At 49.4% G+C, this 13,761-nt stretch carries 10 protein-coding genes and 1 tRNA gene; 9 read left to right on the forward strand and 2 right to left on the reverse strand.

All coding sequences use genetic code 11. The features are described 5' to 3' along the window. Positions 1-1,242 precede the first annotated feature (1,242 nt). Positions 1,243-1,316, reverse strand: a tRNA-Arg gene (locus MKX98_RS08035). Between the two features lie 361 nt (positions 1,317-1,677). Here MKX98_RS08035 and MKX98_RS08040 point away from each other — a divergent pair. The 5 genes from MKX98_RS08040 to ispG all read left to right on the forward strand — a co-directional run bounded on the left by MKX98_RS08040 (position 1,678) and on the right by ispG (position 7,355). Further along, complete coding sequence (locus MKX98_RS08040) at positions 1,678-2,517, forward strand: hypothetical protein (protein WP_071223436.1); 840 nt, start codon at positions 1,678-1,680, stop codon at positions 2,515-2,517. 145 nt (positions 2,518-2,662) lie between these two features. After that, positions 2,663-3,985: a trigger factor gene (gene tig / locus MKX98_RS08045; protein WP_071223435.1), complete on the forward strand. Its 1,323-nt coding sequence runs from the start codon at positions 2,663-2,665 to the stop codon at positions 3,983-3,985. A 275-nt stretch (positions 3,986-4,260) separates the two neighbouring features. Continuing rightward, positions 4,261-4,851, forward strand: a complete 591-nt coding sequence (clpP, locus tag MKX98_RS08050; RefSeq protein WP_009590407.1) for an ATP-dependent Clp endopeptidase proteolytic subunit ClpP — start codon at positions 4,261-4,263, stop codon at positions 4,849-4,851. Between the two features lie 14 nt (positions 4,852-4,865). Next, positions 4,866-6,131 carry an ATP-dependent protease ATP-binding subunit ClpX gene (gene clpX, locus MKX98_RS08055; RefSeq protein ID WP_071223434.1) on the forward strand — a complete coding sequence of 422 codons (1,266 nt, stop codon included), beginning with the start codon at positions 4,866-4,868 and terminating at the stop codon, positions 6,129-6,131. A gap of 114 nt (positions 6,132-6,245) precedes the next feature. Then, positions 6,246-7,355 carry a flavodoxin-dependent (E)-4-hydroxy-3-methylbut-2-enyl-diphosphate synthase gene (gene ispG / locus MKX98_RS08060; protein WP_339222494.1) on the forward strand — a complete coding sequence of 370 codons (1,110 nt, stop codon included), beginning with the start codon at positions 6,246-6,248 and terminating at the stop codon, positions 7,353-7,355. 209 nt (positions 7,356-7,564) lie between these two features. Here ispG and MKX98_RS08065 read toward each other — a convergent pair whose 3' ends face one another. Beyond that, a complete protein-coding gene (locus MKX98_RS08065; RefSeq protein WP_339222496.1) occupies positions 7,565-7,747 on the reverse strand; it encodes a hypothetical protein in 183 nt (60 codons plus the stop codon). A gap of 151 nt (positions 7,748-7,898) precedes the next feature. Here MKX98_RS08065 and lonB point away from each other — a divergent pair, with 151 nt between their 5' ends. The 4 genes from lonB (at position 7,899) to MKX98_RS08085 (ending at position 13,517) form a co-directional block, all read left to right on the forward strand. Further along, positions 7,899-9,629 (forward strand): ATP-dependent protease LonB, encoded by a 1,731-nt coding sequence (gene lonB, locus MKX98_RS08070; protein ID WP_339222498.1) that lies wholly within the window; start codon positions 7,899-7,901, stop codon positions 9,627-9,629. A gap of 84 nt (positions 9,630-9,713) precedes the next feature. Next, positions 9,714-12,050, forward strand: coding sequence for an endopeptidase La (lon, locus tag MKX98_RS08075; RefSeq protein ID WP_339222500.1), 2,337 nt, complete (start codon positions 9,714-9,716; stop codon positions 12,048-12,050). A 17-nt stretch (positions 12,051-12,067) separates the two neighbouring features. Further along, positions 12,068-12,712 (forward strand): ribosome biogenesis GTP-binding protein YihA/YsxC, encoded by a 645-nt coding sequence (gene yihA, locus MKX98_RS08080; protein ID WP_113061184.1) that lies wholly within the window; start codon positions 12,068-12,070, stop codon positions 12,710-12,712. A 214-nt stretch (positions 12,713-12,926) separates the two neighbouring features. Then, entirely contained in the window at positions 12,927-13,517 is a 591-nt protein-coding gene (locus MKX98_RS08085) for a non-ribosomal peptide synthetase module (protein WP_339222503.1), read from the forward strand. The last annotated feature ends 244 nt before the right edge of the window (positions 13,518-13,761 follow it).

A 13,761-nucleotide genomic window follows, 5' to 3' on the forward strand; every position in this document is an offset into this window, starting at 1 on the left:
TTAACGGACTCAGGGGCCGTTATTTGCGGGGAAAACGCTCTTACAGGTTCTGTAACGGACCTGAAGTCCGTTATTTAGGAAAAATGAGGGTAATTTGCCTATGAAATAGCTAAATAACGGCTGTGGTGTCCGTTAAATTCTAATTTGGGCCGTTTTATCGGAAATAACGAACCTACGGTCCGTTAGAGTTTGTGTTCTTTGTGGGATGTTTTGGAATCGACTATGGGGTTCATCCCCCTTCTGGAATGCAAGAAAGCCGCGACTATAAAAAGTGGCGGCTCCATCTTTTACGTCCCAGAAGGGATGCGGCCCTTCGGGCCGACTGCGAGGTAATCCTCCCGAAGCATAGGCTCCGACGAACCCCCTTGTGGGGTTCTCATCCTCGCGAACGCAAAAACACCGCCCTTAAGAGGCGGTGTCTTTTTACGTCCCAGAAGGGATGCGGCCCTTCGGGCCGACTGCGAAGTAATCCTCCCGAAGCATAGGCTCCGACGAACCCCCTTGTGGGGTTCTCATCCTCGCGAACGCAAAAACACCGCCCTTAAGAGGCGGTGTCTTTTTACGTCCCAGAAGGGATGCGGCCCTCCGGGCCGACTGCGAGGTAATCCTCCCGAAGCATAGGCTCCGACGAACCCCCTTGTGGGGTTCTCATCCTCGCGAACGCAAAAACACCGCCCTTAAGAGGCGGTGTCTTTTTACGTCCCAGAAGGGATGCGGCCCTTCGGGCCGACTGCGAGGTAATCCTCCCGAAGCATAGGCTCCGACGAACCCCCTTGTGGGGTTCTCATCCTCGTGAACGCAAAAACACCGCCCTTAAGAGGCGGTGTCTTTTTACGTCCCAGAAGGGATGCGGCCCTTCGGGCCGACTGCGAGGTAATCCTCCCGAAGTATAGGCTCCGACGAACCCCCTTGTGGGGTTCTCCTCCTCACGGACACAAAAAACACCGCCATAAGACGGTGTCTTCTTTTACGTCCCAGAAGGGATGCGGCCCTTCGGGCCGACTGCGAAGTAATCCTCCCGAAGCGTAGGCTTCGACGAACCCCTACCAGGGGTTCTCCTCCTCACGGACATAAAAAACACCGTCATATGACGGTGTCTTATTTTACGTCCCAGAAGGGATGCGGCCCTTCGGGCCGACTGCGAAGTAATCCTCCCGAAGCGTAGGCTCCGACGAACCCCCTTGTGGGGTTCTCATCCTCACGGACACAAAAAACACCGCCATAAGACGGTGTCTTCTTTTACGTCCCAGAAGGGATTCGAACCCCTGACCGACGGCTTAGAAGGCCGTTGCTCTATCCAGCTGAGCTACTGGGACATAGAAATTTTTCAAGCAAAAAATATATTATCACATACGTCGGAAAAATTCAATCATTATTTTAAGTTGCAAAGATTATTGGTCCTGTAAGATTATGAGTGCAGCATATCGGGTTATATTGATAAAATATACGCTGGAATATATAAAAACAGGCGTCAACTTGTTGCCGGATGCGGCAACGCACGAGGGACGATTGCCTTTTTTTTAACTTGGCATTACATATGCTATAATCAACGAATACGAAAAACAGGACTAGAAAGGAGGTGTCCTTATCAAGGACTCTTACTCCCAAGAACAAGAGGACAAGAACATCATCCTGTTTCCGAAGACGCTGGACTATTACCAGATTCAGCTTACGGTTATGCTCGAGAATGAACGTTACGGTGAAGCGATGGAGGTTCTGCGCTTTCTGCTGAAATGCGGCGGACAGAATGAACGGCATTACGAAGAGTGGAATTCGCTCCTCGACTGGCTTGAAGCTGCATTTCCGGAACAGGCTGTACCCCGTTCAGTTAACGAAGCAGAGCCCGAGGAGGATGATCCGGACGAAGCGGACATGGCGAGGCAGATGGTTAGGGACAAAGTTGCCCAGGATGCCGGATATGCCGACAAGCTGCTGGCTTCGGTCATGAACGGACCGTTGACGGAGCAGACCATTTTGGCGCTGGAACAGCTTGCCTATTTGGACCGTCCGGAGATCGACGCTATTCTGGTCGAGTGGCTGCATGATACGCCGCTTCATCCGCTGCTGCAATTTCGGGTGCTGCAAACGCTGCGGAGAAGAGGGATGGAAGGGCATGTGAGCCTTCATCGCGGGCAGGAAGCCGTCGAGATTGAGATCGATACGGTTCCCCTGGACCCGGGAGGTTTCCCGGACGCCATTACGAGAATTTTGGAGCGCGTTGCCGATCAGACTGAGGTTCATGAACCGACACTGTTTTATTTTGCACAGGAATTATGGTCTCAGTTCATCATGGCGATTTACGGCACCGAAGATTACCATTCCATGCTGGATGAAGAAGAATCCACGCTTGACATATGGGCGGCTGCTCTGCATGACATCGTGTCGGAGAGTCTGAAAGGGTTTCGCAATGAGGAGGAAATCCGCCCGCTCTACGGCATAACGGACACCATGAGGTTCCGCTATGAGGGAGCCTACCGATCTCTCAAGCAATTTGTCGCAGCTGGCGTGGAAGATTAGCCAGAGTTGGAAAACGTTTACGGTATCGTAGCATAAGGGTTCGCCCTTGAAAAAGAATTTAATGTTGTTTATACTATAGTGGTTATTCGGTACGTGATACATTATTGCGTCGACCACGTGAATTATTTTGGAGGGGAAAGCATAAATGAAAGCAACTTGGGAAAAAATAGAGAAGAACCTTGGCGTTCTTGACGTTGAGGTTGATGCGGAGCGCGTTGCATCCGCCCTCGACAAAGCTTTTAATAAAGTAGCTAAAAAAGCAAATGTACCTGGATTCCGTAAAGGTAAAGTACCTCGCTCGATCTTCGAAGCTCGCTTTGGCGTTGAGAGCTTGTACCAGGATGCAATCGACATCCTTCTTCCGGAAGTATACAGCGAAGCTGTAGAACAAGCGGATATCTTCCCTGTGGATCGTCCGGAAGTGGACATCGAGCAATTCGCTAAAGGCGAAACTTTCAAATTCAAAGCAAGAGTAACTGTGAAACCAGAAGTTAAACTTGGCGAATACAAAGGTATCGAAGTTGCTGCAGTAGCTGCTGAAGTTTCTGACGAGGAACTGAGCGAAGAGCTTGAGCGTCTGCAACAACGTCATGCTGAGCTTACCGTTATTGACGAAGGTGCTTCCCAGTCTGGCGATATCGTTGTGATCGACTTTGACGGTTCCGTTGACGGCGTTCCTTTTGAAGGCGGACAAGCTGAGCGTTATTCCCTTGAGCTTGGAAGCAACACGTTCATTCCAGGCTTTGAAGACCAAGTGATCGGAATGGCTACTGGTGACTTCAAAGACGTGGAAGTGACATTCCCTGAAACTTACCATGCTGAAGAATTGGCTAACAAACAAGCCGTCTTCAAAGTGAAGGTTCACGAAATCAAACGCAAGCAGCTTCCTGAGCTGGATGATGAATTCGCTAAAGACGTAAGTGAATTCGATACGCTTGACGAGTACAAGGAAGATCTGAAGAAACAATTGCTGACTCGCAAAGAGCAAGAAGCACAAGGCGTTCGTGAGAACGAAGCTGTTGAAAAAGCAGCAGCTAACGCTGAAGTTGAAATTCCTGATGCTATGATTCAATCCGAAGTTCAAAACATGATGCGCGATTTCGACAACCGTCTTCGCCAGCAAGGCATGAACCTGGAAATGTTCCTTAGCTTCTCCGGCCAAACGAATGCCGATCTGGAAGGTCAAATGAAGGACGATGCTGAAAAACGCGTTCGCAACAACCTCGTGCTCGAGCAAATCGCAAAAGAAGAAAAACTCGAAGTATCCGAAGAGGAAATCAACAAAGAGCTGGAGAACATGGCTGACACGTACAAACGTCCTGCTGATGAAATCCGCAGCATCCTGGGTGCTAATGGTTCCCTTGACAGCCTTCGTGAAGAACTGCTTCTTCGCAAAACAATCGACTTCTTGTTGGAAAACAGCGTAGAAGGCGCTCCTGTTGAGAAAAAAGAAGCAACTGAAGAATAATAAATAGGCAGCTGCGATAAGCTGCCCTCACATTAGATAAGGCACGTACATTTCATGCGTGCCTTATTTTTAACTAAGAATAGCCAATTTACTACTAATTGTGACATGAATTGGTTATTAATTTCGACATACATAATGAGACAAGTTGGCAGGATATAATTCTTGGCAAGTTCATAGAATGTAAGCAGGGTTAAAAAATGACATCGTGCTTTGAACATGTTAGAATAACTTTTGTAACGCTGTAGTATATTTTTCAAGGAAAAGAGGTTGGTCGCATGAGTCTTGTACCTATGGTTGTGGAACAAACCAGTCGAGGCGAAAGATCTTACGATATCTACTCAAGATTACTGAAGGATCGCATAATATTCCTCAGCAGTGCGATCGATGACGATGTTGCCAATCTTGTCATTGCCCAGCTTCTGTTTCTAGCTGCGGAAGATCCGGAAAAAGACATCTCTTTGTACATCAATTCCCCTGGCGGTTCGGTTACAGCCGGGATGGGTATATATGATACGATGCAGTTGATCAAGCCTGATGTGTCCACGATTTGCGTTGGCATGGCTGCCAGCATGGGATCACTGTTGCTTACTGCAGGAGCGCCAGGCAAACGCTACGCTCTCGAGAACAGTGAAGTGATGATTCATCAGCCGCTCGGCGGTATTCAAGGTCAGGCATCCGATATCCAAATCCATGCAGATTGGATCATCAAGACCAGACAGAAGCTGAATCAAATCTATGTGGAGCGCACGGGTCAGCCCCTTGAAAAAATCGAACGCGATACAGACCGCGACTTTTTCATGAGCGCGGAGGAAGCGAAGGCGTACGGTATTATTGATGATGTTCTGTCTTCACCGACCAAATCTTAAGGGGTGGTAATAGCATGTTTAAATTTAACGATGACAAAGGGCAGCTGAAATGCTCCTTCTGCGGTAAATCGCAGGAGCAGGTCCGCAAGCTGGTTGCGGGGCCCGGTGTTTATATATGTGACGAGTGCATTGACTTGTGTTCAGAGATCGTTGAGGAAGAACTCGGCCATGAGGAAGAAGTGGATCTGAAGGATATTCCGAAACCGCGCGACATTCGTGACATTCTGGATCAATATGTTATCGGTCAGGATCAAGCGAAGAAATCTCTTTCCGTTGCTGTTTATAACCACTATAAACGGATCAACACCCAGAGCAAGATTGAGGACGTAGAATTGCAAAAGAGTAATATTTTGCTGCTCGGACCTACAGGTTCCGGTAAAACATTGCTCGCGCAAACCATGGCCAAAATTCTCAACGTGCCGTTTGCTATTGCAGATGCAACTTCACTGACCGAAGCTGGTTATGTGGGTGAGGATGTTGAGAACATTCTGCTGAAGCTGATTCAAGCAGCGGATTATGATGTGGAAAAAGCGGAACGCGGCATTATCTATATTGATGAGATCGATAAAGTGGCTCGTAAATCGGAGAATCCGTCCATTACCCGTGACGTTTCCGGTGAAGGGGTTCAGCAGGCGCTGCTGAAAATTCTTGAGGGAACCGTTGCTTCCGTGCCTCCGCAAGGTGGACGCAAGCATCCGCATCAGGAATTCATTCAGATCGATACAACGAACATCCTGTTCATTTGCGGCGGAGCATTTGACGGATTGGAACAGTACATTAAACGCCGGATCGGTAAAAAGGTTATCGGCTTTAATGCATCCGGAGAAAACCAGAAGGATCTTAAGCCAGGTGAATACCTGACGATGGTTCTGCCGGAAGATCTGCTGAAATTCGGCTTGATTCCGGAGTTCGTTGGTCGTCTGCCAGTTGTGTCTACACTCGAACCGCTGGATGAGGCAACATTGGTACGAATTCTGTCCGAGCCGAAAAACGCGCTGACGAAGCAGTATCAAAAGCTGCTTGAATTTGACAACGTAAACCTCAAATTTGAGCCAGGCGCGCTAGAAGCGATTGCCCGCGAAGCCATTAAGCGCAATACCGGTGCACGCGGACTGCGTTCCATCATTGAAGGCATCATGCTGGACGTGATGTACGAAGTGCCGTCCAGAGATGACATTAAGGATTGCGTCATTACGGAGCAGGTCGTTCGGGATAAAGTGATTCCTGAACTGCAAGCCAAAAGTAACGATGACGACAAGAAACAAGAAGAAAGCGCCTAATTTGCTTTAGCGCATTAGACGTGGAATAAATCTACGCTGATTCTCCACTTCCAGTTATACCCAGTCGGGTTTTGCTGGGGTGGAGCTTTGGCGTTATATGGGAGAGATCGTACCATGTTTTTGAGACAAGACACACGGCCCGTCAAGGTGGGTAATCTCACCATTGGGGGAAAGAACGAAGTCATTATTCAAAGCATGTGCACCACCAAAACAGCAGATGTGGAGGCGACCGTTGCCGAGATACTCCGTCTGGAAGAAGCGGGATGTCAGATCGTTCGGGTAACGGTGAACAATGAGGAAGCAGCTGCGGCCATTAAGGAAATCAAGAAACGCATTCATATTCCGCTTGTGGCGGATATTCATTTTAACTACAAGCTTGCCCTGATGGCGATCGAGAACGGTATCGATAAAGTCCGGATCAATCCGGGAAACATCGGTAAGCGTGAAAAGGTCGAAGCTGTCGTGAAAGCATGCAAAGAGAAGGGAATTCCGATTCGGATCGGGGTTAACGCCGGTTCCCTGGAGAATCATCTCCTTGAAAAATACGGGTACCCGACACCGGAAGGCATGGTGGAAAGCGCCCTATATCATATCGGGATCCTCGAAGAACTGGATTTCCATGATATCATCGTTTCGCTTAAAGCTTCTGATGTACCGATGGCGATTGCAGCTTACACGAAGGCAGCGGAAGTAATACCATACCCGCTTCACTTGGGCATTACCGAAGCAGGCACCCTGTTCTCGGGTACCGTCAAGAGTGCCGCCGGGCTTGGCGCGCTGTTGTCTCTTGGAATCGGCAGCACGATGCGTATATCCTTGAGTGCCGATCCGGTGGAAGAGATCAAGGTGGGCAGGGAGCTGCTAAAATCCTTCGGTCTGATCTCGGATGCGGCAACCTTGGTATCATGCCCGACCTGCGGACGTCTGGATATCGATTTGTTCTCCATTGCCAATGAGGTCGAGGAGTACATCTCGAAGATCAAAGTGCCAATCAAGGTTTCCGTTCTGGGCTGTGCCGTAAACGGTCCCGGAGAGGCTAGGGAAGCCGACATCGGGATTGCGGGAGCACGTGGGGAAGGTCTTCTCTTCCGTTACGGAGAGATGATCCGTAAGGTGCCGGAAGAGACCATGGTTGAAGAGCTTAAGAAAGAAATCGATCATATCGTGAAGGTGTACGAGGAAACGGGCGAAATCCCGGGCCGCAAGCACAAATCCACGGTCTAAGCTGGATAACTAAGTTTCCGTATAGGTAGTTTCTATCTCTAATATAAAAACGGCAATCTCTGGACCACAAGAGATTGCCGTTTTTGTTGTTTTTAAGAGTTTAAGGGGGGCGGGGCATTTCTGACACACGGTAAGACGTGCAGGAGGCCCGTTTCAATGTATTTTTTTAAGTTGCTCTTTATGGAGCTTCTTTTTATGAAGCTCATGCTTTACCCACTCCCCACCCCCACGATAAAGAAGGATGCCTGACGCCGCACCAGCGGAGCGGACGAATCGATTCCGGAGAAGCGAAGCGTTCGCCTTTGTTGCCGAATTTCTACGTTGTGATCGTCATTCATGAAATTCGGAAACAACAGCGATCGGAGGAACGATACGTACGCGGAGCGTCCCATTGGAGCATCTCACTTAAGTGTCTTACTTAAGCATCTCCATCCACTTTTTGATACTTTTCCGCCTCCAGCGTTTTACCATCCAAGGAATCGGCAATACTACCATGTATTAACGTTTGGATGAAGACATAATGGAGTACAGGAGGAATGACTTGTGAATTTAAGTATCGTGATTATGCTGGTGCAGCTGTTTTTTGCGGTCATCATCGGCATTTATTTTTGGAATTTATTGCGCGGGCAGAAGACAAGCAAAACAGCGGTGGATCGGGAATCGCGCAAGGAGCTCGATAAACTCCGCAAACTCCGGTCGATATCGCTAACGAAACCGCTCGCTGAGAAAACAAGGCCGCAAACGATGGATGACATCGTGGGTCAAAAGGACGGCTTGCGCGCCTTAAAGGCCGCCTTATGCAGCGCAAATCCCCAGCATGTGATTGTATATGGACCGCCGGGAGTCGGGAAGACGGCCGCGGCCCGCGTGGTGATGGAGGAAGCCAAGAAGAATCCGCAATCTCCGTTTAAATATGACGCGAAATTCACAGAGATTGATGCCACGACGGCCCGCTTCGATGAACGCGGGATTGCCGACCCGCTCATCGGGTCTGTTCATGATCCGATCTATCAAGGTGCCGGAGCCATGGGGGTTGCAGGCATTCCTCAACCCAAGCCGGGAGCGGTGACCAAGGCCCATGGCGGGATCCTGTTTATTGATGAAATTGGGGAATTGCATCCGATTCAGATGAATAAGCTTTTAAAAGTGCTGGAGGACCGCAAGGTACTGCTCGAAAGTGCATATTATAATTCTGAGGATGCCAATACACCTGCCTATATACACGATATCTTTCAAAATGGCCTTCCGGCGGACTTCCGTTTGGTGGGTGCTACGACACGTTCGCCCGAAGAGATTGCTCCTGCGCTTCGTTCACGCTGCATGGAGATTTTTTTCCGTCCGCTTTTGCCCGAAGAGATTGGGAGGATTGCAGAGGATGCCATTCAGAAAATTGGTTTGAATGCTGCGCCGGAAGCGGTTGAAGTTGTGAAACAGTACTGCTCTAACGGGCGGGAAGCGGTCAATATGATTCAATTGGCTGCCGGTCTTGCATTGACCGAGAAACGAGATTCGCTGCGGGCCGCGGATGTGGAATGGGTAGCGAGCAGCAGCCAGCTTCAGCCAAGGCCCGACCGGAAAATACCGGAGAAGCCTCAGATCGGCGTAGTCAACGGATTGGCTGTATATGGCCCGAATATGGGGGCACTGCTTGAAATTGAAGTATCTGCGGTTCCTGTCGAGAAGGGCCGGGGTACCTACAATATCACCGGGGTTGTGGATGAAGAGGAATTTGGCGGAGGTTCTCGCAAGCTGCGCCGCAAGAGCATGGCCAAGGGCTCGATCGAGAATGTCCTAACCGTGCTCGGTTCGATGGGCTTTACGCCGAAAAACTATGACCTGCATATCAATTTCCCTGGAGGAACGCCGATTGACGGCCCTTCCGCCGGTATTGCGATGGCTACTGCGATCGTATCAGCCATGAAAGGGATTGAAGTCGATAACAAAGTCGCCATGACCGGCGAGATGAGCATTCATGGAAAAGTAAAACCGATAGGCGGGGTCATCGCTAAAGTGGAGGCGGCATTCCAAGCAGGCGCGACCCGCGTGATCATCCCTAAAGACAACTGGCAGACGCTGTTCCAGGATTTGAGCGGCGGTTTACGGGTAATTCCGGTCGAATCGGTGGATGAAGTGTTCGGCCATATTTTTGGCGGAACGTTCGCTCCGGAGGTTGTTCAACTCCCTGCAAACGAGGTATTTCCATCCTCTTCCGCTTCATTGCTGCAGGCGACGCCTCCGCGCAACGGTAAAATAACGGACGCCGGAGGATGTTAAGCTTCGTATGGTTGGTTTTTTATACGCAGATTTGATAAAATAGGAATAGTGTCAACATTGAGAGCCATTGGAGGTGCGAAAGCGATGGGACCCAGTAAATCCAAAGGTCGTCGTTTTCCTTTACTGCCTTTGAGAGGTCTTTTGGTCTATCCAAGCATGGTGCTTCACTTGGATGTAGGCCGGGAGAAGTCGGTAAAGGCTTTAGAAAAGGCGATGGTTGAAGACAATTTGATTCTCCTATGTTCTCAATCGGAAGTGAACATTGAAGAACCGACGCATGATGATATTTTTCGGATTGGCACAGTTGCGAATGTACGCCAGATGCTTAAGCTTCCTAACGGTACCATACGTGTGCTAGTGGAGGGTATGGAACGGGCGGAAGTTATTGAATATACGGATCAAGAGGAATACTATGAGGTCATCGCTCGGGAACTTCCCGAAGAAGAGAACCATGACCCTGAAGTTTCCGCATTAATGCGAACCGTACTGTCTCAGTTTGAGAATTATATCAATCTGTCGAAGAAGGTGACACCAGAGACATTGGCGGCCGTTTCCGATATTGATGAGCCGGGTCGACTGGCAGACGTCATCACGAGTCATTTGTCACTGAAGATCAAGGATAAGCAAGAAATTCTCGAAACAATTGATGTTCGCAAACGGCTCGAGAAACTTCTAGATATACTGAATAACGAGCGCGAAGTGCTGGAGCTGGAACGTAAGATTAACCAGCGGGTCAAGAAGCAAATGGAGAAGACCCAGAAGGAATACTACTTGCGCGAACAGATGAAGGCCATTCAGAAAGAGCTTGGCGACAAGGAAGGCCGTGCAGGGGAAGTAGAGGAACTCCGAAGTCAGCTTCAGGAGCTTGAACTGCCGGAGCGCGTACACGAGAAGGTAGAGAAGGAAATTGACCGACTTGAGAAAATGCCGGCGAGCTCTGCTGAGGGCGGCGTGATTCGGAACTATGTCGATTGGCTTTTGGCGTTGCCGTGGACCAACATGACCGAGGATGATTTGGACATCGTCAAAGCGGAGCAAGTGCTGGACGAAGACCATTACGGACTCGAGAAGCCGAAGGAGCGCGTGCTGGAATATCTGGCGGTGCAAAAGCTGGTGAAGAAGATGAAAGGGCCTATTCTATGTCTGGTTGGCCCTCCGGGGGTCGGCAAAACATCACTGGCCCGGTCCATCGCCCGCTCTCTGGAGCGCAAGTTCGTTCGCATTTCGTTAGGCGGGGTAAGAGACGAGGCGGAAATCCGCGGCCACCGGCGCACTTATGTAGGGGCCATGCCGGGACGTATCATTCAAGGCATGAAAACGGCAGGGTCAATGAATCCTGTATTCCTGCTTGATGAAATCGATAAGATGGCATCCGACTTCCGCGGCGACCCGTCTTCCGCCCTGCTTGAGGTACTTGATCCTGAGCAAAATAATACGTTCAGCGATCATTTCGTGGAAATTCCTTTTGATCTGTCCAACGTCATGTTTGTCACGACGGCAAACGTGCTGCATAACATACCAAGACCGCTCCTGGATAGGATGGAAGTGCTGTACATTCCAGGATATACGGAGCTGGAGAAACTGCAGATCGCCAATCGTTATTTGCTGCCCAAGCAGAAGAGTGAGCATGGGCTGACGCCGGAGCAGTTGATTCTGGACGAGGAAGCGCTCATGAAGGTGATCCGGGAGTATACCCGTGAATCCGGGGTTCGGAATCTGGAGCAGCAAGTGGCTGCGCTGTGCCGCAAAGCCGCCAAACAGATCGTCACCAATCAATCGGAATCCATTGAGATTAAGGCTGACGACATTAAGGAATATCTCGGTATTCCGAAGTTTCGCTATGGCATGGCCGAGCTTGAAGATCAAGTGGGCACGGTAACAGGGCTTGCGTGGACGGAAGTGGGCGGCGAGACACTGACCATTGAGGTAACCGTGGTGCCTGGGACCGGCAAGCTGACCTTGACGGGTAAGCTTGGCGATGTGATGAAGGAATCGGCTCAAGCCGCTTTCAGTTTTACCCGCTCAAAAGCGGTAGAATTGGGCATTGATCCGGATTTCCACGAGAAGCTGGATGTCCATATCCATATCCCGGAGGGAGCCATTCCGAAGGATGGCCCTTCAGCCGGCATTACGATTGCGACGGCTCTTATCTCATCTTTAACCAAACGGCATGTAGCCCGTGATGTGGCCATGACGGGGGAAATTACACTTCGGGGACGCGTTCTTCCGATTGGTGGCTTAAAAGAGAAATCCCTGGCAGCCCACCGTGCCGGCTACAAAAAAATATTACTCCCTAAGGATAACGAACGTGACTTGCGTGATATCCCTGACAGCGTAAAGAACGACGTTGAGTTCGTTCCGGTATCCCATATGGATCAGGTTCTGGAGCATGCGCTCGTTGAACAAGCGGGAGTGCACTAGAGAGGAAAGTCTAAATTATGAAAGTTACGAAAGCCGAGTTTGTCATCAGTGCTGTCGTACCTGCTCAATATCCTGAAGACGCCTTGCCGGAAATTGCTCTGGCAGGGCGTTCCAATGTGGGCAAGTCATCACTGATTAACCGTATGATATCCCGTAAGAACCTGGCCCGTACCAGCGCTACGCCGGGGAAAACCCAGCAGCTCAACTATTATCGGGTGAACGACGACCTGTATCTGGTCGATTTTCCCGGCTATGGTTATGCGAAGGTATCCAAGACCCAGCGTGCGGCATTTGGCGAAATGATTGAGAGATATTTGCTCAGCCGGGAAGAACTGAAGCTTGTATTATTGATTGTGGACATGCGTCACCCGCCCTCAAAAGACGATATCAGCATGTATGAATGGCTGCAGCATTATAACCGGCCGGTATGCGTGGTCGCGACCAAGGCGGACAAAATTCCGAAAACACGCCGCCAGAAGCATGTTAAGATTGTGAAGGAGACGCTTGGCTTCAAACCCTATCACTCTTTTGTCATGTTTTCATCCGAGCTCGGTTTGGGTAAAGATGAGTTATGGGCCATCATGGAGTCCCACATGGGGACAAAGGATGACGAGGAAGAGACATATTTGGATTCGGAAACGGAAGGTAAAGAGCAATCCTGATCCGGTTCATTTCGTGATATTTTTTTCGAGGGTAATGTAGGGAATCGGTGTATTCTTTATAGGAAAGTGAGCATCTTGCGGGAAATATCGCTCTGATTCCGGCTAATTCCGTTTTTTTATGAAATATGATGGATATTCTCGTTCGAACGGCAGGAAAGACCGCTTGGATCTGCTGTATAATGGTAGTAAGTTAAAAGAATTGAGGGAGATTTTTATGGCTCAGCGGTTAGCCACAGAATATGTTAATGCCACAATGCAAATGACGGATTTTCAAATGGATCAATTTCTGCAATATACCCAAGCTTTCCGGGTTACTAACCGGGTAAAAGTCATGGATAGCGGAGAGCAGGAGTTTGTGCTCGAAGATGAAAGCGGGGAAGAAGTTCATTTGCCCTTTGAACGCAAGAATGGCTTGTACGTCTGTGAGCTGTCGTGCCGATTGGTTACTCCCCATCTGACAAATGCCGTACGCAAACTGTTTGCGGCTTTTAAGGGATCAGGTAAAGTGAATCGGATTTATCGCGGCTTTACGATGAGCTACGACTACCATGCGGGAACGGTGCACAGAATTACGCAAGTCGCCGGGAACGACAGCATTGTCATTTATGAGTACAAGAATACGGCAGGAGAGCTGCAGCGACTCTTCAACAGCAATGAAGCAGAGAAAGAGATCGAATCCATCCAGCATCATATTAATGTGCTTCTGGACCAGCGGATTGCAGCAGGGAATGATAAACTTATTACGAAGACAATAGATGAGCGGCTGCGACAGTTTAATCAACGCCTATTCGTGCTAGAAGCCTAAGGAGGCTGCCCTGTAACAGGGCGGCTTTTTTTATTATTGGATCCATGACACCAAGTAGTTCGGACGCACATATATTGAGCTGTAAAATATTTATGGGTTATTTTCGAAAAAGGTGTTGCATTTAAGCGTCATAGATGTTATTTTTAATCTCGTTGAAAAGAATATAGGAACCAGGATTCACTCAGGACATGTAATGTTGCGAGAGATTATTCCCTCGGGAAGTGAATGACGTAGGTCCTAGCGG

Origin of the sequence: Paenibacillus sp. FSL W7-1332, assembly GCF_037969785.1 — a bacterium.
GTDB lineage: Bacteria > Bacillota > Bacilli > Paenibacillales > Paenibacillaceae > Paenibacillus_AQ.